Annotated in this window: 16 protein-coding genes and 1 pseudogene; 6 read left to right on the forward strand and 11 right to left on the reverse strand. The window is 45.1% G+C overall.

Features of this window, described 5'->3' with window-relative positions; translation table 11 throughout:
* Positions 1 to 83 precede the first annotated feature (83 nt).
* The 4 genes from ACRN9H_RS15185 to phhA all read right to left on the reverse strand — a co-directional run bounded on the left by ACRN9H_RS15185 (position 84) and on the right by phhA (position 4,496).
* Complete coding sequence (locus tag ACRN9H_RS15185) at positions 84 to 1,070, reverse strand: fumarylacetoacetate hydrolase family protein (RefSeq protein WP_432314896.1); 987 nt, start codon at positions 1,068 to 1,070, stop codon at positions 84 to 86.
* A gap of 355 nt (positions 1,071 to 1,425) precedes the next feature.
* Positions 1,426 to 2,964 (reverse strand): transcriptional regulator TyrR, encoded by a 1,539-nt coding sequence (gene tyrR, locus ACRN9H_RS15190; RefSeq protein WP_263188941.1) that lies wholly within the window; start codon positions 2,962 to 2,964, stop codon positions 1,426 to 1,428.
* 259 nt (positions 2,965 to 3,223) lie between these two features.
* Positions 3,224 to 3,562 (reverse strand): 4a-hydroxytetrahydrobiopterin dehydratase, encoded by a 339-nt coding sequence (locus ACRN9H_RS15195; protein WP_076496760.1) that lies wholly within the window; start codon positions 3,560 to 3,562, stop codon positions 3,224 to 3,226.
* Between the two features lie 121 nt (positions 3,563 to 3,683).
* Positions 3,684 to 4,496, reverse strand: coding sequence for a phenylalanine 4-monooxygenase (gene phhA, locus ACRN9H_RS15200; RefSeq protein ID WP_432314898.1), 813 nt, complete (start codon positions 4,494 to 4,496; stop codon positions 3,684 to 3,686).
* A gap of 321 nt (positions 4,497 to 4,817) precedes the next feature.
* Between phhA and galU the strand changes: the two genes are divergently transcribed.
* From galU to ACRN9H_RS15230, 6 genes are all read left to right on the forward strand, one after another.
* A complete protein-coding gene (galU, locus tag ACRN9H_RS15205) occupies positions 4,818 to 5,726 on the forward strand; it encodes a UTP--glucose-1-phosphate uridylyltransferase GalU (RefSeq protein ID WP_432314900.1) in 909 nt (302 codons plus the stop codon).
* Complete coding sequence (gene galE / locus ACRN9H_RS15210; RefSeq protein ID WP_432314902.1) at positions 5,726 to 6,739, forward strand: UDP-glucose 4-epimerase GalE; 1,014 nt, start codon at positions 5,726 to 5,728, stop codon at positions 6,737 to 6,739. Before galU ends, galE begins: the two co-directional genes overlap by 1 nt.
* A 105-nt stretch (positions 6,740 to 6,844) precedes the next feature.
* On the forward strand, positions 6,845 to 7,330 hold the full coding sequence (gene napF / locus ACRN9H_RS15215) for a ferredoxin-type protein NapF (protein WP_432314904.1): 486 nt from the start codon (positions 6,845 to 6,847) through the stop codon (positions 7,328 to 7,330).
* A gap of 88 nt (positions 7,331 to 7,418) precedes the next feature.
* Positions 7,419 to 7,868 carry a bactofilin family protein gene (locus ACRN9H_RS15220; protein WP_432314906.1) on the forward strand — a complete coding sequence of 150 codons (450 nt, stop codon included), beginning with the start codon at positions 7,419 to 7,421 and terminating at the stop codon, positions 7,866 to 7,868.
* Between the two features lie 309 nt (positions 7,869 to 8,177).
* Positions 8,178 to 9,152 carry a LysR family transcriptional regulator gene (locus ACRN9H_RS15225; protein ID WP_113938944.1) on the forward strand — a complete coding sequence of 325 codons (975 nt, stop codon included), beginning with the start codon at positions 8,178 to 8,180 and terminating at the stop codon, positions 9,150 to 9,152.
* Positions 9,153 to 9,619: 467 nt separating this feature from the next.
* Positions 9,620 to 11,908 carry an OmcA/MtrC family decaheme c-type cytochrome gene (locus tag ACRN9H_RS15230; RefSeq protein ID WP_432314907.1) on the forward strand — a complete coding sequence of 763 codons (2,289 nt, stop codon included), beginning with the start codon at positions 9,620 to 9,622 and terminating at the stop codon, positions 11,906 to 11,908.
* Between the two features lie 106 nt (positions 11,909 to 12,014).
* Here ACRN9H_RS15230 and ACRN9H_RS15235 read toward each other — a convergent pair whose 3' ends face one another.
* From ACRN9H_RS15235 to ACRN9H_RS15265, 7 genes and pseudogenes are all read right to left on the reverse strand, one after another.
* Positions 12,015 to 12,698: a DUF2982 domain-containing protein gene (locus tag ACRN9H_RS15235; protein ID WP_432314909.1), complete on the reverse strand. Its 684-nt coding sequence runs from the start codon at positions 12,696 to 12,698 to the stop codon at positions 12,015 to 12,017.
* Between the two features lie 71 nt (positions 12,699 to 12,769).
* On the reverse strand, positions 12,770 to 13,471 hold the full coding sequence (locus ACRN9H_RS15240; protein WP_432314949.1) for a YdcF family protein: 702 nt from the start codon (positions 13,469 to 13,471) through the stop codon (positions 12,770 to 12,772).
* A 217-nt stretch (positions 13,472 to 13,688) separates the two neighbouring features.
* Complete coding sequence (mak, locus tag ACRN9H_RS15245; protein WP_432314910.1) at positions 13,689 to 14,606, reverse strand: fructokinase; 918 nt, start codon at positions 14,604 to 14,606, stop codon at positions 13,689 to 13,691.
* A gap of 60 nt (positions 14,607 to 14,666) precedes the next feature.
* Positions 14,667 to 15,473 carry a 3'(2'),5'-bisphosphate nucleotidase CysQ gene (cysQ, locus tag ACRN9H_RS15250; RefSeq protein WP_432314912.1) on the reverse strand — a complete coding sequence of 269 codons (807 nt, stop codon included), beginning with the start codon at positions 15,471 to 15,473 and terminating at the stop codon, positions 14,667 to 14,669.
* A gap of 348 nt (positions 15,474 to 15,821) precedes the next feature.
* Positions 15,822 to 16,918, reverse strand: a pseudogene (rfbD, locus tag ACRN9H_RS15255) (dTDP-4-dehydrorhamnose reductase).
* Positions 16,919 to 16,924: 6 nt separating this feature from the next.
* Complete coding sequence (locus tag ACRN9H_RS15260) at positions 16,925 to 17,689, reverse strand: phosphatase (protein ID WP_432314914.1); 765 nt, start codon at positions 17,687 to 17,689, stop codon at positions 16,925 to 16,927.
* 50 nt (positions 17,690 to 17,739) lie between these two features.
* Positions 17,740 to 20,961 (reverse strand): SNF2-related protein, encoded by a 3,222-nt coding sequence (locus ACRN9H_RS15265; RefSeq protein WP_432314916.1) that lies wholly within the window; start codon positions 20,959 to 20,961, stop codon positions 17,740 to 17,742.
* Positions 20,962 to 21,119: the final 158 nt, after the last annotated feature.

Raw genomic sequence — 21,119 nt, forward strand, 5'->3', positions numbered from 1 at the left:
TCATGTCCTTATAAAAGTCAGTATAAAAACGGGGCAATTAAGCCCCGTTAGTTTGAGTCTGTATCGCCCTTTAAGGGAAAGTCTTAGGCTTTGTATTCAACCACTTTTTGATCGATAGAACCAAAAATGGTTACATCATTATCATCGAGCATTTCGATGCGCACTGTGTCACCAAAACACATAAATGGCGTCGTGGCTTTACCGTCAGCAATCACTTCTAACATGCGCTTTTCTGCTAAACAGCTCGAACCCGCGCTACGGTCATAGTTAGAAATCGTACCAGAGCCAATAATCGCGCCAGCGCTCAATGGGCGAGTTTTGGCAACATGTGAAACGAGTTGACTGAAATTAAACGTCATATCAACGCCGGCATTAGGGCGGCCAAATAACTCACCATTTAAGTAGGTGATTAATGGTAAATGCACTTTAGAATCTTCCCAACGTGCGCCTAATTCATCGGGCGTTACCGCCACAGGAGAAAAGCTGCTCGATGGCTTAGATTGGAAAAACCCAAAACCTTTCGCCAGCTCTCCTGGGATTAAATTACGCAGTGAGACATCGTTCACTAACATCAACAACTTAATATGTTTAGCGGCATTATCGCTACTCACGCCCATAGGAACATCATCAGTAATCACGGCGATCTCAGACTCAAAATCAATCCCCCAGTCTTCACTGGCCATTTTAATATCGGCTTTAGGCGCAATAAAGCTGTCAGAGCCCCCTTGATAAACGAGAGGATCTGTCCAGAAAGTTTCTGGCATTTCAGCGCCGCGTGCTTTACGCACTAACTCAACGTGGTTTACATAGGCGCTACCATCAGCCCATTGATAAGCGCGAGGTAATGGCGATAAACACTTAGCTTCATCAAAGGCTTGAGCATTATCAAACATGCCTTCATTCAACGCATCGTATAGTTCTTGTAATTGTGGCTTGAGTAAATCCCAACCATCGAGTAATTGCTGCATGGTGTGGGCAATAGCGGGTACGGCAACCGTTTTAGTCAGATCACGACTCACTAACATCAACTGACCATCGCGACGACCATTGTTATAACTTGCAAGTTTCATATTGGCTCCAGTACAGCTCTAACTAGGCGTACCATTTGGGACTACGGGAAAACGCTGCGCGTCACCCAACTTAAATTCGATGATTGTCATTGACTCATACTGAACATTTTAGGCTAACAAAATGTCCGTAATGGTTTACGCTAACGTATTTATTGCGCGTAGAAATACCCGATACCGGCGAAGATTCCTATAGCGCGAACAACATCATATCAAAATCAATTATTCCATACTTTGTAAACGATTAATTACGTTTATAAGTACCTTGCTGCTTTTCAATAGCTGGCCAACTGATATGCCTAAAAAGCCAGCTATTAAGTGGAACGATACGGTTACGTTTAGCGATTAAATATCATCACTAACGACGTTTAGCTATCTGGTATTCACGCAGTTTATTGGCAATTGCGGTATGCGACACTCCGAGCTTTTTTGCCAACTGGCGAGTACTTGGATACGCAGGATACAAACGGCGTAACAGATTACCCTCAAACTGCTTCATGGCATCATCGAGATTACCTTCGAACTCATCATCAAAGTAACCAAAACCTTCGGCATAAGAGGGAAGTTTTAGCTGCTCTACCGTCAATTCTGCCGAACCATCCCACATAGATACCGCTCTGAATACGGCATTTTTTAATTGACGCACATTACCCGGCCAAGCATAAGTGAGTAAATGCTCACGGCACAGGGCTGAAATCCGCCGTACAGGACTAGATAATTGCTGGCTGTAATGTTCGAGGAACATTTCAGTCAATGGAATGATATCAATTTTACGCTCACGTAATGAAGGGATGTGGTAACTCAGCACATGGATGCGATAGTACAAATCTTCCCTAAACTCACCGGTTTGGCACAGCTCAGCGAGATTTTTTTGGGTCGAACAGATAATACGTACGTCTGCGCGCACTTCGTCATCGCCACCTATGCGTCTAAAGGTGCCATCTTGCAGTAAACGTAATAATTTAACTTGGGCAGCCTTTGACATTTCAGCCACTTCATCAAGGAATATCGTTCCCCCTTTGGCCTCTTCAAAAAAACCGCGTTTGATCACTTTACCTTGGCTGACGTAACCAAATAATTCCTCTTCGGCGGCGCTGTCCGGTAAAGCGGCACAGTTAATGGCTATAAAAGGTTTTTCACGGCGCATACTGGCATCGTGGCTGGCTCTGGCCATGAGCTCTTTGCCGGTACCTGTTTCACCGGTGATCAGTAAAGGCGCATCAAGCTGAGCCATACGCTGCGCTTGCTTAAGCACATCTTTCATTTTGTCACTGCTGGCTAATACATTCTCAAAGCCAGTCGTTTGATTCTGCAACGCATTGAACTGTTTACCGACTCGTGCAGGAGATTTGAGCGACACCACTGCCCCCACTAAAATGCTTTTTTCATCCTCATCGGGCAGATAAATTGGCAGCATTTCAGCTAAATATTCGTTTGGACCAATTTGTACTCGCGCCGCTTGCGGTAATACTTGGCCTTCACTTAACCAACGACTGAAGTTAAAGCCTTGCACCCAATGATTAAGTGATTCTTCGAGCACCTCGTGCTCGCCCATACCAATATTGAGCAAAGCAGACTCGTTAACAATACGAATACGGCCTTTAGCATCGATAGAGAATACGGAATCGGGTAAGGTTTTTAGCAGGGTTTTGAGCGCGTAATGCTCTTGCTCTGAGGGCATAAATGAAACCGTGCGCACATCATGCACACTTTCCACCTTACGGATTTGCGGCATTAACGCACTTAAGGTTTCAAAACCTATTTCGGCAAATTGTAGGTATAAAAAACCTTGGTTACTGGCATCAATGGCAATTAAATTAATACCATACTGTTCTAACACGACTAATATATCTTTCGCTAAACCCACGCGATCTTGACAGCTGACTTCCAAGCGCATAATGACTGATATTCCCTTTTTTTGATTCGAATTTTGGGGATAAACCGTGCAGAGCTATTTTTTACGCACGTTAATGCAGAGCATGCTGGCTTAGGAAAACCAGCTTTACGCAAACGTAAGCGGCAAATTAATAGCAGGGCGTGTATACGTTAAAAGGTTAAATCAAAAGTGGCAAGTCTAGTTTACAGTACGAGCGGAGTTGGAATAACTAAATCAGCGCCGAAAAACACTTAACGAGCTGATTTAGTTATTTAAAAAATTAATCAAATAACTGGTCCGTCTTGGCGGCCATGATGAAATCGTTCTTATGTAACCCTTTTATTGAGTGTGACCACCAAGTTACCGTCACTTTGCCCCACTCAGTAAAAATACCTGGATGATGAAATTCGGCTTCAGCCAAATCTGCCAGCTTATTGGTAAATACCATTGCCAGTTTAAAGTTTTTAAACTTATAGACTCGTTCAAGTTGCATTACGCCATCACGCACTTGTACGCCCCAATCTGGGATCATACGCACCAGTTCTGCCAACTCTTCATCGGTCACTTTGGGTGCATCGGCTTGGCACGCTTCACATTTCATATTCGATAACGCTGTCATACATACTCCTATTGGCAACATCAATAAGGTCAATCCGTTGCACTTTATGCATTACTGATTGAGTGACTCAATCATAAAAAATGAACTCAGTTCACTATATCGGCACTAAATCACTATCTAACTAACTCACTATCTCGCTCACTTTAACTTTGGGTAAATATTTAGGGGCAAATAAGCCTAACTGGCGCGCCTTAGCCACATAACTCATGATATCCATTTTGGCAATTTCATCCAGCATATCAATATGTTCAATAACATAATAAATAGGCTGCATGATATCGATACGGTAAGGAGTTCGTAGCACGTCGAGTAAATCAAACGGTTGACGTTCTGGCACGTCACTTTCCATTGCATATAAAGTTTCACCGGGTGAACTTAAAATACCCCCACCATAAATACACAAAGGGCCGTCTTTAGGTTGTAGTAAACCAAATTCAACCGTAAACCAATACAAGCGAGCCAAAAATACCCGATCCTCTTTACTGGCATGCAAACCTAACTGGCCATACATATGCGAGAAATTGGCAAATGAAGGATTGGTCAATAAAGGGCAATGACCAAAAATCTCGTGAAAAATATCGGGCTCTTGTAGATAGTCAAACTCTTCCTTGCGGCGAATAAACGTTGCCACTGGAAACTCTTTATTAGCGAGCAATTCAAAAAAACGGCCAAAGGAAATCAATGCAGGCACTGCCGCGGTTTTCCACCCAGTCGTTACTTGCAGTACTGCATCAATTTCAGCAAGTTGCGGAATACGATCCTTAGGCATAGCTAACGCATCAAGTCCTTGCAGATATTCCTTGCAAGCTCGCCCTGGGAGATTCCCCGCTTGACGGGCGTACAATTGGCTCCATATGTCATGCTCTGCTTGTGGGTATTGAATAAAACCAGTCTCATCGGCTGTGTGAGCGATGTACGCTGTTCCTTTAGTCATAGTCTTCACTTCATGGCTAACTGTTATGACTCCATAGTGATCTAAGCCTTGAATTTTGTTAACTCCCTCACACTTTATTCTTGACCCGTCATTGTGATAAAAACGTAAAGCAAGTATTACAAAAAATTTAAAAGTGCACTAAAAACACATATCTCCAATGATGTATTAGATTCACTATGCTAACGTTGCTACAACCCTGCATAAATTTACCGTTAAAATACCGAAATACTCTGATATTTCAGTGTTTGTAAATAGCTTTTCTGTGCAGGTCATTTACAATATTGGCTATTAATCGTATCTCTTTGACCTAAAAGGTTCGCAATGACACAACATCAAATCCGTAAAGCTGTTATTCCTGTCGCAGGCCTTGGCACTCGTATGCTTCCAGCGACTAAAGCCATTCCAAAAGAAATGTTACCTGTTGTTGATAAGCCATTGATCCAGTATGTGGTAAGCGAAGCCATTGCCGCTGGAATTAAAGAAATTGTACTGGTGACTCATGCCAGTAAAAACTCTATCGAAAACCATTTCGATACCAGTTTCGAATTAGAAGCGCAACTTGAACGCCGCGTTAAGCGTCAGTTACTCGAAGCGGTACAATCTATTTGCCCTAAAGATGTCACCATTATCAGCGTACGCCAGTCGCAAGCGAAAGGTTTAGGTCACGCAATTTTATGTGCTAAATCTGTGGTGGGTGACGCACCATTTGCCGTATTACTGCCTGATGTGATTATCGATGAGTCGAGCTGCAATTTACGCACTGATAACTTAGCGGCCATGGTTGCCCTGTTCGATGAAACCCAAGTGGGTCAAATCATGGTTGAAGGCGTGCCACATAATGTCGTCAACCAATATGGTATTGCCGATGTGAATGGCCATGATTTACAGCCTGGTGAGTCCGAGCCATTAGCCGAGCTCGTTGAAAAACCATCTGTAGATGAAGCACCATCAAACTTAGCCGTTGTAGGCCGTTATGTGTTACCCGCCAGCATTTGGCCGCTACTGGCAAAAACACCAGCTGGTGCCGGTGATGAAATTCAATTAACCGATGCTATTGCCATGTTGATGAAGCAAGAAACAGTGAATGCTTATTATATGGAAGGTAAGAGTCACGATTGCGGTAATAAGCAAGGCTACATGCGTGCCAACGTAGAATATGCTCTGCGCCATAGCGAAATTGGTGAAGACTTTGCACAATATTTAAAAACCGTCGTAAAGGGAATGAAGTAATGACGATTTTAGTGACTGGTGGGGCGGGTTATATTGGTACCCACACTGTGGTAGAACTTCTTAATGCAGGTAATGACGTGATTGTATTAGACAACTTGTCTAATTCAAGCATAGAAGCCTTACACAGAGTCGAGCGGATCACAGGTAAAGCAGTCACTTTTTATCAAGGTGATATTCTCAATAAGGCTTTATTACAAAAAGTATTTAGCGACCATGCAATTGATTCGGTTATCCACTTTGCCGGATTAAAAGCCGTGGGTGAATCGGTTGCTAAACCACTCAAGTATTATGAGAATAACGTCACTGGTACCCTTATTCTCTGCCAAGTGATGGCAGAGAATAAAGTGAAAAATCTCGTTTTCAGTTCATCGGCTACCGTGTATGGCGATCCTGCAAGTTTACCTATCACCGAAGACTTCCCTACGGGGGCAACCAATCCCTATGGTCAGTCTAAGTTAATGGTTGAGCATATTCTTGCGGATGTACACAATGCCGATCCGAGCTGGAATATCGCTCGTTTACGCTATTTTAATCCCGTTGGTGCCCATGCCAGTGGCTTAATCGGCGAAGATCCTAACGATATCCCGAATAATTTAATGCCGTTTATTGCCCAAGTTGCCGTAGGTAAACGTACCGCCTTAAGTGTGTTTGGTAATGATTATCCTACTCACGATGGTACGGGTGTGCGTGACTATATCCATGTCGTCGATTTAGCCAATGGCCATTTAAAAGCGCTGGCCAAACTAGCGACCAAACCCGGTTTAGTAACATATAACCTAGGCACGGGCATAGGTTATAGCGTGTTAGATATGGTCAAAGCTTTTGAAAAAGCCTGTGGTCGCACTATTGCTTACCAGATTGCGCCACGTCGTCCCGGTGATATTGCCGCTTGTTACGCCGATCCAACCCATGCAAGGGAAGATTTAGGCTGGCAAGCCACGCATACCTTAGAGGATATGGCCAAGAGTAGTTGGCATTGGCAGTCGACTAACCCCACTGGTTATAGCTTATAGCGACTAATAATGTTAATGGCTTGTTGAAATATCTCACCAAGCCATTTTCTTTATCTCTTAGCCTACGAATACCGCTTGAAATGACCTACATCTTCACGGAGCAACATGACTCAAAGTATTAATCACAGTCGTCGCAGCCTCTTTAGTCGTCGTAAAAGTAACGCGATAAGGCCACCTTGGGTACGTGAGAATATCGAATTTACCGATATGTGTACTCGCTGCTCGGCTTGTATTACGGCCTGTGAAACCCAGATTATTATTAAAGGCGATGCTGGTTTTCCAGAAGTATCCTTCACTAACAATGAATGTACTTTTTGTACTCTGTGCGCCAAAAGCTGTCCTGAGAACATTTTTGATCTAACCCAATCCGCTTGGCATTATAAAGCCTATGTGCAAGAGACTTGTTTAACAAATCATGGGATCTGGTGCCAAAGTTGTAAGGATGCCTGCGAGCCCCGAGCTATCAACTTTGTATTCAGTATTGGCCAAGCTCCGAGCCCTCATATTGATGTTGATTTATGTAACGGTTGCGGTGCCTGTGTTGCACCTTGCCCTAGCCAAGCCATACATATAAAACAACCCACTGAATAAACCAATAATCCTACGGATGAGTAAACGGTTACTGGGCTAGTTATCTATTATCGGCTACTATCGCGCGCCGATTTAACTGAGTTAATTTATGATGACCTTTATTAAAAAACTGTTTTCCCCAACTCAAAAAAGTACCTCGTTGAGTTTTATTTCCCGTGGCACAAAACTCACCGGTAATATTGAATTAACCGGGGATGTACTTATCGGTGGCGATATTCAAGGTCAACTTCTGTCCCAAGCTAATGTCAGCATAGAGCAAGGCGGTACCATTCATGGCGAAGTAAAGTGTCAAGAATGTATTGTTGATGGATATTTTAAAGGTAGACTCATTTGTGAGCGTTTAGTGATCCAACGTAATGGCGTTGTCGATGGCGAAGTGGCAAGTACCTCAATGCAAATCCTTGAGGGTGGCCAATTTATCGGGATGCGGATTAAAGAAGATGCGCCCACTATTTATTCCCATGCAATAGGCCATACCCCAACAGCAAATTCACTCAACTTACCGTCCGTGCAAAACGACGTCATAGAATCTCGCTAATCCTAAATGCATCACAATCGTTTGCTCGCTGCCTTAGGCGAGCTGACGTTGACTAACTCTTTAGCTCAATCATTCCTTACCGCTCGACGTTAAACATAGCGTCTACTCATCTAACTCCCCCCACTTTACAATGGTTAAATAATTGTTAATTCACTGAGGGGGATCACAGTTAATCCGCATGCTGAATGTTAATCTTGGCAGTTAGTAACCATGATATTTGATCGCGGTAGTTCGGGTAATAGCAAGGACACAGAACTCCTCTAATCGTGCCGCAAAAGCATTTAAGACTCATACAGGGCAAAATACAAAATGAGCAACTTATTACTAAAACAGATCTGTGAACTCGATGTTTTTACCTTGCTTGTATTTAAAAGTATTTTCGACACTGGGCACGCAAATAGCGCGGCCAAAGCGCTAGATGTTTCTGCTCCAAAAATAAGCCGCTGCCTCAATGCCTTACGCCTAACCTTTAACGATGAACTATTTTATCGTCGTCAACAGGGGCTAAAACCGACGCCCTTAGCAGAAAGTCTCTATGTTGCTATTTGCCAGTTTACTGAATCGGTTTATCACCTCGAACAATCTGCAATCCAGATACAAAATGCGGCTATCAATACCGACTTACCGCTGCATATCGCTGCTTGTAATGGCCTGCTAAGCTTTTTAGCGCCTCAGTTAAGCACTCCTGAACTTGCCCAAAAGCTAGGACAAATACGCTTACATAAATGGCAGGAAAATAGCGCTGAGTTGATCCACGCAGGTGCGCTTGATTTTGGGATTACGTTCGAAAGTGCTGAAAATAAAGAATTAAGTTACACCAAACTTGGCTCAATCAATGGCATTTATATTGTTGCAGCCAAGCAACACCCACTTTGGGACGTTGAGACGAATATTACCTTAGAGCAAATTTGTCGCCATCCGTTTCTATTTCAAGAACTCAAGGGCTTTAACAGTAAAATCGATCCCTTAGAATTATTTTGCCAACGCCAAGGTATCTTACTGCCTACCGTAGAGAAAGTGATAGACAGGGAGGAATGGTATGCCCATCTATTAACCATGAAGAGTGTGGCTTTTTGTTCCAGCATTGATATGCACACAGTTAAACATATGCCCGGATTACATCTCGAGCGCCTTAGCGATACAGAGCTTAATAGACTCCACGAAACTATGATGGCGCCACATTATTATCTGATTGAGAAACCTGCAGTTCATCGGCGTTACAGCCAAAGCCAGTGTGATCTCGTCGTGCGCTCCTTACTTGCCGCACTCGAACCAGCACACTAATACAAAAATAGATTACACACTAAGTTCATTAACCTAGCTTACGTTATGGATGTTAAGTGGGTTTACTGGGCTATGGATTCTATTTATCCAAGTCACAATTCAATCACTTTACAATGCCATATCGTCCCCCATCCTCACCCTCTTATCCCATTGCTTTTATGCTCAAAACCTTAAGGTAACAACTTAAGACTCAGACTTTCTTAACATCGTTCATTTTGCTTAACCGAAAATGAATTCATCATTTCGACCTAAATTTAAAGATTAAAATTGTGATACACATCATAGGCTAGCAGCTTAATTTCACTATTTAAAATATCAAAGTGCAAAGTTTAGAATTACCATTCACAGGTGTTAGATCATCGTTCACATATCAGATACAAATTTGCAAATACCCCTTTATAAGTAGATGGATCCTCCTATATTGATGGCACTGCACACGCAGTCTTATAGATAGAAAAAGGGACGCGATGATGAAAAACTATAATAAATCTCTACTGGCACTGGCTTTGGTCAGTTGCTTAAGCCTTACCGCCTGCGGGGACGGAAGCGATGGTGAAAATGGCACTCCCGGAACACCGGGTACGCCCGGCACTCCAGGCACCCCCGGAATACCAGGAACCCCTGCGGGATCCTTTGCAACAACAGCGCAATCCATCACAGATCTGTCATTCACTTTAAGCCCCGCTGACATTAAAGTAACCAGCAGTGAAGGTTTTAGTATTAAATTTATGCTTAGCGGTAAAAATGCAAATAAAGATGTCCCCTTTACCGGGCTGAACAAGATTGCCATTTATTCGTTAACGGCTAATGAAAATACTTCAGGAACTGGCGCGCCAATTGAGTGGCAAAATAATGCAATGGCAAATGCGGCAGGTAGTTCATTTACTTGTACTTTAGATGGCCTTAACGCGGCTAAAAATGCTTGTACATTAACCGAAGATATCGCAACACCAGGTACTTATACTGCAACTTGGGCACATGATGGCGCAGCACCCATCATCAATCCAACTGATAATCCAAACGCAGTACACAGGGTATTTTTGCGGGCTTATAACATCGCCGATAGTACAGGTGTTGTCCTATCTGACAAGATTTTGTCTGTGCCCGTTGATTTTATCCCTGCAACAGATGAATTAGGTGTATCGGGTAAAGACACGGTATCAAATGCTGCATGTCAAAACTGTCACGGCGAAGTCAATGGCCATATCGCGAAGATTGAAGCTCACCATAACTACCAAGATGTTAAAAACTGCGTAGCCTGCCATAACCCTGATCTCACTCCAAGTGACGCACAACTGGCTGAAGGTTGGGTATTTGATTTTGCCCCCATGATCCACAGGATCCACGCCGGTCACCACATCAGTGACAGCTTAAGTGGTGAAGCAAAAGAATATTTTGGTGAGGTTGGTTTTCCAGCTGATTTGAAAGAATGTAAATCTTGTCATGATGGTGCGCCAAGCTATAACACCAATATTTATGCACAAGCTTGTGTGGGTTGTCATATCAATGTGAACTTCACCACTGGTGAAAACCATTCAGAATTTGGTTTAGCCCAAGCTGATGATACTCAGTGTAAATCTTGCCATGGCAGCGGTAGCTTAACACCTGAAGCGGTACACAGTGTCGGTAAACGCGCTGAATATGCAGAACTCTTTAAAGTTGATTTCACCAGTGCAGCTGTGGTGACTTCAGCAACACCTGGAATGAAAACATTGACATTAAAAGCCAATGTGACCATGAATGGCGCTGCAATTCCTAACGGAACCGATTTAAAAGTGTATAACGCGACAACTAACCCTACAGGTATGTTTGTGGCTAACGGCTTATTACTGGGTAACGTAACCACTGATGGTACTGTTTATGCTTGGAGAGATGTAAAACCGACTGCAATCGCTCTGACACTGAAAGATGGCACCTTGTCTGATGGTGTATTAACCTTCGTAAAAGATATTCCCGATGCCCAAGCAGTGGGTACTATCTATGTCAGTTCAGAAGCCAACGTCTGTATTAAAGCTGGCAAAGTGACTAGCTGTAATGCCACAGGACTTGAATTTGGCCTAACAAATCCAATTGGTAACACTGCTCCTGTTAAATTCTATAGTTTAGATACTACTGCAGTAGTTAAAGCTCGAATGACAGATCCTGCGCGTATTACAGTAGAAGAAGCAAAATGTAACGACTGTCACGGCACCTTAGATTATATCAAGGGCACCAGACACGGAACTTATACCTTTGACCAATGTATGCACTGTCACAACGATACAACAGGTGCATCTGGCCATAAAACAGTAGTTTACAAAGGTGAAGACGGTATCAAAGTTATCAATCCAAGTGTAACTTTCAATAACAAAGACTTATTCACAGTCGCTCACCGCTTCCACAGTGGTAACTTTGATGTTATCGCAGGGATCTTCCGCGATGCCAATGGTGAATTAGTCGGTTATCCATCACCAGAAACTGCATGTTCTGCATGTCATAAAGATGATGCAAAACTGTTTGCAACTGACGGTGGTTTAGCCTCTGAGAAGCGTTCAATCAAAGTGGGTAGCAACTACATTAGCCCAGTAGCTGAATCATGCCGTAGCTGTCACGCTCACTCTGATGCAGCGGCTGTCGCTCACTTTAGAAGTAACGGTGCTGTGGTTGAAGCTGACGCAATGACAGATCCTAACTTACCAGTAGAATCTTGCGCAACTTGTCATGCTGAAGGTAAAACCTACGGTGTAGATAAGGTACACGCAGAGGTTGCACACTAGTACCTTAGGGTTGCCCTGCACAACCCAAACTTTATCTCTGCAACTCATTGGGGACCCTTAGGGTCCCCTTTTTTATTGCTGATGGTCTTCAATTGAGATTGTAGACTTAACCAGCTGAGCGGCTACATTGTGCGATACGTTGTTTCAGTAACTTGATAAAGTCTTTAGGTTCTCTATCTAAACTGTCTTGAGGAATGTACAAGTGATAACCCAAACGCGTATCTAACATCACGCAGCGATGACCAAACATCGCCAACACGCCGCGATAACGATCGCCTTCTATCACTAAAGGGCCAAACTCAGCGCCGAGATAAGTTTCTAAAGTCGCTAAGTCTGCATCTTGAGAGGCAGCAGTCACCAGCAAAGGTCGCTGTTCAGTTAATAATCCAGTTGCTAGACGCAGGGAAATATTATCAAGAATGGGATTTAAATGTTTCAGTTTAATGCCTAAATAAGATAGCTCTATAGTATCTAAACCATTAGTCACCCGCGGAATATCGACCCGCTGAATATTATCCCAACCGATGGATACTTTGCCACGACGATGAAAATAGGTCAGCCCCTTGTCATCTAGTGCTAGAGTCGTTTCCGGTTCATATACCTTGGCTAAACCAAGAATTAATGCAATAGCGCCAAAACTGAAAAAAACTAATCCCACAGCAAATAAGGCTGGCATTGAGATAAATAGCCAAAACCCCAGCACAAGGCCGATTCCCCCCAACCAAGTTAAAGTTAAGCCATTTCGTTTTGATAAGGGCCGTATCGACACGATATCTGACTCAATTGTCATTGTTCATCTTCCTGTTAACACTCACTATCTTTAGATTAAAGTCGGCAAACCACACCTTCAACTTACGATCTTTAACTTATGGTCTTTAGCCATAACCACAAACGGCCAATGTATTCGTGAATCGCCCGCTGAGAGGCCACTAGATTATCCGCAGTCAAACGCCACCAAAAATCATCTCTCCCAATAAAATCCGTTGGTGCGGCTTCAGGATGTAAACCTTTAGCGGTGAAGATAGCCATCGCCCGTGGCATATGAGTGGCCGATGTGACTAAACGAAAAGACGCTTGACCTAACATCAACTGCAAATATTGCGCTTCTTCTACGGTATCTCGCGCCTGCGGAAATTGAATAATTCGATTTTTATCCACACCCAGCTCAATCGCAGCATTCGCCATCATTTCAGCATGGGAAACCTGTGTGAGTTCGCCGCCCCAACCACTAACGATCAACATACACTCTTGACCCAACTTAAGTTGCCGAATACCTTCAGTTAACCTTGTAAGGGCGACGTCCGATAAGGATTGCACCGCAGTCGCGCCTTGAATATCAGAATGCGCTGAGCCTAATACCATCACAACACAAGGGCCTGTAATCGCGGTAGAATTGATAGCGTAAACAGATTCTAACGGCCGCACTAAGGTATTCACACCCAGCTGACTGCTTAAAAAGAGTAAGACAAAGAAGGCGCACGATACTAAGTATTTCGCCATACTCCGGCGGCGCCATACCAGAATAGAAATGAGTAATAACAATAGGATAAAGGGAATCGGCATTATCCCCTGTGAAACAACTTTCTTAACCCAAAACATGATGTCCATGCCAAGCAACCCAAAAGAGCGCAATCATAGCATCAAAATACGGCTAAACGCATAGCAGATAACATTAGCCCAGCGTTTTGCTGGGCTAATGTTTATAAAACGTATAGGCCATTAAGCATTGATTTCAAAGCTGAATAAGCTCACTAGATAAGTACAGATATCCAAGCAAAGATTACTTTTCCCATAACCAAGCGGCGCCGCGCACACCCGATGAACAACCATAAAGATTCTGCACCACAGGCGTATGGCACTCACGCCCCACCACATAATGGGCCAGCAATGCCGGTAATCTTGGGTAAATCGCCGCGACATTCGACATTCCGCCGCCCAGCACTATGGCATCGGGATCGAGCATATTGATTACATGGGCGAGTGAACGAGCGAGCCTATCCATATAACGATCAAACGCAGCCACCGCAATAGCGTTACCTTCATCGACTAATAACATAATATCGGCACCTAATTTGGCAGCAGCGCGCACGGTACCCGCTGCAGTCAAAGCCGCATTATAATCACGCACAAAGCCAGTACCTGAAATAAAGGTCTCGATACAATCAGGATTACCACAGAAGCAACGGGTGGTATTGAACTCTTCCTTGGTCATCCAAGGCAAAGGATTATGACCCCATTCACCGCCAATACCATTACCCCCACCGTGCACTTTGCCGTTAATTGCCACGCCAGCGCCACAGCCAGTGCCAATAATCACGCCAAACACCACAGAAACGCCAGCAGCTGCCCCATCGACCGCCTCTGATACCGCAAAACAGTTTGCATCATTGGCAACCCGCACTTCACGCTGCAACAATTCCCCTAAATGTACATCGAGGGGCTGACCATTGATCCATGTTGAATTGGCGTTTTTCACTAAACCTGAATAGGGCGATACCACACCAGGAATTCCCACACCGACTGTGCCTTGCTCGCCGAGTGTCGCTTCCGCTTCCTTGACCAGATTGACAACCGCAGCTAGCGTGCCCTGATAGTCACGTGGCGTCGTCACACGTTTGCGAAATAGCTCATTGCCTTCATCACTCAGTGCGACTAATTCTATTTTTGTTCCGCCTAAATCGACGCCCATGCGCATCATGAATACTACTCCAGTGTTTAGCCCGCCCTTTCATCAACAAGTATCGATGCTATGCGGTCGTTATTTCACCCAGCCTGGGGCTGTGGCAATAAAGTAAGGGTTTAAAATGTCAGGTTTTTGATTATAAGTTAATGGTTCACCTGAGTCATAACAGACAACTGTGCCGCCTGCACTTTCGAGCACAGCTTGCGCCGCCGCAGTATCCCATTCGCTGGTAGGACCCAGTCTGGGGTACAGATCGGCACTGCCTTCTGCCAACATACAAAACTTAAGCGAGCTACCCACGCTTAAGATGTAATGCTCGCCAAACTGTTGTAAATATTGCGCTAAACCAGGGCTCAAGTGCGAGCGACTGCCAACAATCATCGGCATCACGCGTGGCGCTTTAGCGCCCAATAAGGGACTTTCTTGACCCGCTTGTTGACGCCATGCACCTAAATGCTTAGCGCCGTAATAATAGGTATCGAGCACAGGCGCATATACCACACCTGCGATTGCAACCCCTTGATGGATAAGCGCAATATTGACGGTAAACTCGCCATTGCGCTTAATAAATTCCTTAGTGCCATCTAAAGGATCAATTAACCAATAGGTTTGCCATTGACGACGCTCATCCCACGCAATATCCGCCGCTTCCTCAGACATAATAGGAATACCGACAAACTGCTTTGCCAATGCCGCCACTATCACGTGGTGCGCGGCTAAATCGGCGGCCGTCACGGGGCTATCGTCCCCCTTATGGCTCACCGAAAAGTCATCTTGACCATAAACCGTCATAATGGCATCGCCTGCGGCTTTGGCAATCGCGACCACTTGCTGTAGATCTTGTTTGGTCAATGTCTGCGCTATTGTCGTCTTGTCTGTCACTGAAACTTCCTTAATGCATTAAATATCTTGGCATTATGCCATTGTCATCCAAGGGGAATTTAGAACAAATTCATCATACATCAAGCAAAATAGACTAAGACTCGCGGCTTAAACCGCGGCGCACAAAACCACAGATAAACAAAGTGATTACGATACTAAGGCAAGCCATTGGCGCACAGAAGAGCCTTGAGTCCAGCTGCATTCGTATTCACAGCCTATGTTTTCATATTGATAGTCTAAAGCCGTCGCTTAAATCTGATTATTAGCGGGCTTATTGTTTTCGAAAGCGTTAATGATGTAAACGCTTAACGCCTGATTAAACCTGCCTAAACCCAAATGTGAGTCACGCTAATTATCGTCATGATAGCGTCGCAACATGCAATTCAGTTGCTGACGCCAATCTTGCCATACGACGTTATCAGGCATAGGCAGTGTGGTATTGACAGCCAAAGCGGACTGCACTTTGGCACTATCCAACACGCTATAACTCGGCCTCTTTGCCAAACCCACGCCGCGGTTTAGTGCCTGCTTAGCATAATCCGCACTGGTAATCGGCAAGATACCCACAGGTTGACTTAACAGATTGAGCGCTAGGGTTTGGTGCTGGATTTCACAGGCAAACTCATACCAACTACACTGGCCTTGAGCGCTATAATGAAATACGCCCGAACACTGTTGCATGACTAATTGCCATATCACCTTAGCGAGTGCATCACTCCACGTCGGACAGCCGATTTGATCGACTATCACCTGCAAGCTTGGTTGAGTGCGCATCAAGTTCAGCATGGTTTGGACAAAATTATGCCCATCTTGACCGTAGAGCCATGAGGTGCGCACAATCGTTGCATCCTCGCCCAGAACCGCCAATACCTTCTGCTCGCCGAGCAACTTACTCGTACCGTAAGCAGACAACGGCTCGGGAGCATCAATTTCAACAAATGGCCTTGGTAAATGATTTGGAGCTGAGTCTAGATTTTGATACTGCTCAACGCCAGTTTCTCTAACATCACGAACAGCTTGACCACCAACGACACATGCAGTAAGCACGCCCCCGACAGCCAACATTGCTGCGCCAGTAACTCAGGGCCAAGAGCATTAACGCGATGCGCTTCGATTGCATCATGCTCAGCAGCATCCACCGCATTATAGGCCGCACAATTGATCACCCAACTGGGTCGATATTGAGCAAACACTGCTGCAATATTGGCGGCATCAGTAATGTCTAACTGACTGCGACTTAGCGCATAAAGCTTAATTGGTGCGACTGAGTTTGTACTTGTGCTGGTATTTGGGGCTAGCTCGCCAATATCGGCAGCGACTCTCAGCAAGGCCTGAGCGAGCTGACTCTTCGCACCAGTGATTAACACCACTTGAGGAGTATTAGCGTCTGTGGCACTCGCCGCCCCGCATTGAAGTGGCGTCACTTTAGTTGCCACTATTTTCATCACTAATCAACAGCATGGCTCATCGTCACTAAATAAGGGGATCAAATCGGCGACGGTTTCATGACCACGGGCGGCTAAAAAGGCCAAGAGTGCCGAAGGACTGCGATTGAGTAATCGTGATGGCGGATAAGCCACTTCATCGATGATCGCTTGCGCCCGCGCAAAACCGCCCAAACTAAAAGCCACATGGGAATCAGAGCCCATAACTAGAATAGTGCCAAATTCCTTGGCCGCTTTAGCAATCGCAGTGCAATTGGCTTCGCTGCCCTTACGGGACACTTCAAAGGAGGAATTATTAATTTCGAGCGCTACACCGTATTCGGCAGCGGCGCGGGCAACGGCTTCAATATCAATTGGATAGGCGGGGTTTCCAGGATGGGTAATGATATCGACCTTGCCACTCTTAATGGTATTAATCATGGCCTCTGTGTGGGTTGCCTTATCTGATGGCGGATAAACCGGCTCATGGAATCCCGCGAGCACAATATCCAGCTGCTTTAGATAATCGCCAAAGAAATCAATCTCGCCGTCGACATTTTTAATATTGGCTTCGATACCCCGCAAAATCCCGACGCCATCGACCATACGAGGCAGCACTCTTAAATTCACAAAGTGCCAAAAATGCGGCGCATCGGCCATCGCAGGCCCATGATCTGTGGTGGCAAATAGGCGAATCCCCTTCTGCTTTGCCACCGCTAAGTAGTCATGAATCGTGCTATAAGCATGGCTCGAAGCCACAGTATGAGTATGAGTGTCGACTTGGTACTGCATGGTTCACCTCAGTCAAATGATTCAATCAATTTAGAAAAACTGGCCACAATTTAGCTAAAAAGCGATAACAATTCATCGGCGCTTCCTTGCCATGTGCCCTTGCCTTTACCTTCGAGAATACTGTCCGCCAGACTTTGCTTATGCTGCTGCATTTCTTGGATTTTTTCTTCTACTGTACCTTCTGCAATCAGCTTATAGACAAACACTGGCTTATCTTGGCCGATACGATGGGCTCTATCCGTAGCCTGTTTTTCCGCCGCCGGATTCCACCAGGGATCATAGTGGATCACAGTATCCGCCGCGGTGAGATTGAGCCCAGTGCCGCCAGCTTTTAAGCTGATTAAGAACACAGGCGTATAGCCCTCTTGGAACTTATCTATCTGCGCTTGGCGCAGGCGAGTTTGTCCGGTGAGTTTACTGTAATCGAGCCCCAAGTCCACCAGCTCAGCTTCAATCAGGCTGAGCATGCTAGTGAACTGGCTGAAGATCAATATCTTACGCCCCTCTTGCACCATCTCGGGCAGGTTCTGTTTTAGCCAGTCTAACTTAGCATTACTCTTCACTTTTTGCGCTTGCTCTAACTTCACCAAACGCGGGTCACAGCAGGCTTGGCGTAGCTTAAGTAAGGCATCGAGAAACTCAATATGGCTGCTACCCACGCCTTGAGTGGCAAATAAATCCCGCAGTTTTTTCTCCATGACCAGTCGAATACTCTCGTAGAGATTTCGCTGATCTTTTTCTAACGCTAAGCTCTGGGAGATTTCGGTTTTAGGGGGTAATTCACCGACCACTTCATCTTTGGTTCGGCGCAGTACAAAAGGCGCAATCCGCTGACTCAAGATTTGCGCTTGTTCCATATCCCCATAACGTTCAATTTTGTGCCTAAAGGATTTATTAAAGAAGGCATTAGTGCCGAGTAGTCCGGGCAAACAAAAATCCATCAAAGACTTAAGTTCGCCCAAATGATTTTCAAGCGGCGTACCCGACAGGCACAATCTAAACGGCGCTTTAAGATCTTTAATCACTTGAGTCACTTTCGCCTGCGCATTTTTTATCTGCTGCGCTTCATCCAGCACGATATGTTCAAACACCAGCTGTTGATAATAATCACTGTCGCGCACAATCAGCGGATAGGTCGTCACCACAATATCAAACTCACCTAAGCGTTCGAGCAAAGGCTTGCGTAAAGCACCATGAATAACGACTAGCTTTAACGATGGCGCAAATTTCGCGGCTTCTTTCGCCCAATTGCCCACCAAGCTCGTTGGGCAAATAATGAGGCTCGGTGCATAATTAGCCCCTGCGGGTTTTAACGCTTGCTGCTTAAGTAAAAAGGCCAAGGTTTGAATGGTTTTACCTAGACCCATATCGTCGGCCAAAATACCGCCAAGCTGATATTCCTTTAAAAAACAGAGCCAATTTAAGCCTTGCTGTTGATACTGGCGTAACTCAGCATGTAAGTTGTCTGGGACAGAGACCTCTAACACACCGTTAAAATTTTCAAGCTTAGTTGCTAAACTGCGTACCCGTTCGCCATTAAGCAGACGAATATCGCTGTCGGCAAAATCATTTAATAGGTGGGCACGGTATTTAGGCAAAGATACGCTATTGCCTTTATGGCTGTCGAACAGTTCTAAAATTATGCTGATCAGCGGCTTAATCACGCTGGCTTTGACTTTTAACCAATCGCCATTCGGGCTGGGTAGCAGTAATTCTGCATCATCAGCTGGTTCACCATACTGCTTAAGCCAAGTGGCAATTAAGGGCAGCATAGGCACCATTTGGCCATCGATATCGGCATTCAGTGACAGAGAAAACCATCCCTCTTGCGTATCATCCAGTTCAATCGCCAATGGAGTATCAATCACATTCAAACTGAAATGGTCGGCAAAATGCACTTGGTAGCCCAAGGCCTCTAGCGCTGGGATGTCCTGTTGGATAAAGTGCAACCAAGCATCAATCGTTTCAGGCAGTGGCCCTAACCCCCAAATGCTGACATAGCTGCCGCTATTCGGGATAAAAGAAGGCGCCAGCTCGACCAGTTCCAATGCCATCAAACGATTAATCGCATCCATTTCCGCATCGAGTTGACGCGCGATTTGATAGGTTTTGCCTTGATGAGTGACTAAGGACAAGGGCTCGTCGGGATATTGGCCGCCAAGTACCACGTCTTGATAGACAAATTCCAACAGCACCAGTGGCTGCGCCATAGCAAACTCAGGTAAATCCTGCGAGGTTAAGGTCAAACGGACTTGCAGCGGCACTTGCAGCTCGACAAAATCAATCGATGCGGGCGTAGGCACGGTTTTCGCCGAAAAGTGTTTAATCAGTTTGTGGCTCACCATTTCAATCTGCGAGCTAGGCACTGGCGGCATCTGGCTGAGTAACAACAGTTTTTCAACGCTGATCTCTGTCTCTAATGCGCCTATCTTAAAATAATCTAAATCGATATAAGTCGGCGGCTCACAGGGGATCAGCTCCCAATTGTCTTTATTGGGCAGCGTTAACTGCATCTGTTTATGTTCGGCATCCTTATCCAGCCAAATGAATTCTGGCTTTAACGGTTCACCTCGGGTAAGCGCTAAACGGCTCTCTTCCCAAAAACATCGCCCGGTGACGAGCATTTTTTCCAGCGCCATAGCGCCTAACTGAGCTTTAAGATACAAACGCGAGGCACCGTGGCGACGAGTCGACATAATAAGATTGATGATGAGTACGTCTTCGGCGCCAATCCAAGCGGGCATATAGTATTGCACATCGGATAACGCGATTTTCGAGCCTTTGTTATAGCCGCCCTTCTTCGCCAGCTTGCCTTTTCTTAGTTCAAGGAAAACGCCGTTATCATCTTTGGATAACACGTACAGCACGCGATCGTCATAGAGTAAATCGACATTTGAAACAGTGAGATCATCACTTTCGTCTAGCAGATGTAACCACTGGGCAATACGTTGATCTTCAACGGTTCTATCGCTCAATAAACTGTAAAGCACGGCGGCAATATGCTTGCAATGCCCAGTGGCGGGGCATGAACAGAAGCCATTCATGATCAACTTATGGTTAACACTCACGAGGCGAATATCTTGACGATAGGGCTGGGATTCCGTCCCCATGACGCGACCTTCAATATGACGAAAATCGGCATTCGCTTTGGCGCTCAAGACCCGTCCCTTCATCACATAATCACGGGCGCGCATTAAGGTTGGCGGCGTGAATAATGACTCAATAGTAGTGCGAGTCAATTGGATAGGATCTTGGGGGGACAAGCGATTCATGTAAAAACCTTGAAACTAAAAATATCAATACCTAACAATAGCAAGCCATTGCCGAGCGACATTTATCAATGAGTTGTGTGGGATTGTATTGAAAGCCTTGGCCGAAAGCCAGAATGATAGCCTCTATCGATAAACCCACCCTGCCGCAAGATAAAATA

This window comes from Shewanella sp. MF08487 (genome assembly GCF_050848685.1).
In the GTDB taxonomy this organism is placed as follows: domain Bacteria; phylum Pseudomonadota; class Gammaproteobacteria; order Enterobacterales; family Shewanellaceae; genus Shewanella; species Shewanella glacialipiscicola.

Coding starts and splice junctions, on each gene's coding strand:
- ACRN9H_RS15185 (WP_432314896.1), bottom strand. CDS start 1,070: ATGAAACTTGCAAGTTATAACAATGGTCGTCGCGATGGTCAGTTGATG.
- tyrR (WP_263188941.1), bottom strand. CDS start 2,964: ATGCGCTTGGAAGTCAGCTGTCAAGATCGCGTGGGTTTAGCGAAAGAT.
- ACRN9H_RS15195 (WP_076496760.1), bottom strand. CDS start 3,562: ATGACAGCGTTATCGAATATGAAATGTGAAGCGTGCCAAGCCGATGCA.
- phhA (WP_432314898.1), bottom strand. CDS start 4,496: ATGACTAAAGGAACAGCGTACATCGCTCACACAGCCGATGAGACTGGT.
- galU (WP_432314900.1), top strand. CDS start 4,818: ATGACACAACATCAAATCCGTAAAGCTGTTATTCCTGTCGCAGGCCTT.
- galE (WP_432314902.1), top strand. CDS start 5,726: ATGACGATTTTAGTGACTGGTGGGGCGGGTTATATTGGTACCCACACT.
- napF (WP_432314904.1), top strand. CDS start 6,845: ATGACTCAAAGTATTAATCACAGTCGTCGCAGCCTCTTTAGTCGTCGT.
- ACRN9H_RS15220 (WP_432314906.1), top strand. CDS start 7,419: ATGATGACCTTTATTAAAAAACTGTTTTCCCCAACTCAAAAAAGTACC.
- ACRN9H_RS15225 (WP_113938944.1), top strand. CDS start 8,178: ATGAGCAACTTATTACTAAAACAGATCTGTGAACTCGATGTTTTTACC.
- ACRN9H_RS15230 (WP_432314907.1), top strand. CDS start 9,620: ATGATGAAAAACTATAATAAATCTCTACTGGCACTGGCTTTGGTCAGT.
- ACRN9H_RS15235 (WP_432314909.1), bottom strand. CDS start 12,698: ATGACAATTGAGTCAGATATCGTGTCGATACGGCCCTTATCAAAACGA.
- ACRN9H_RS15240 (WP_432314949.1), bottom strand. CDS start 13,471: ATGCCGATTCCCTTTATCCTATTGTTATTACTCATTTCTATTCTGGTA.
- mak (WP_432314910.1), bottom strand. CDS start 14,606: ATGATGCGCATGGGCGTCGATTTAGGCGGAACAAAAATAGAATTAGTC.
- ACRN9H_RS15260 (WP_432314914.1), bottom strand. CDS start 17,689: ATGCAGTACCAAGTCGACACTCATACTCATACTGTGGCTTCGAGCCAT.
- ACRN9H_RS15265 (WP_432314916.1), bottom strand. CDS start 20,961: ATGAATCGCTTGTCCCCCCAAGATCCTATCCAATTGACTCGCACTACT.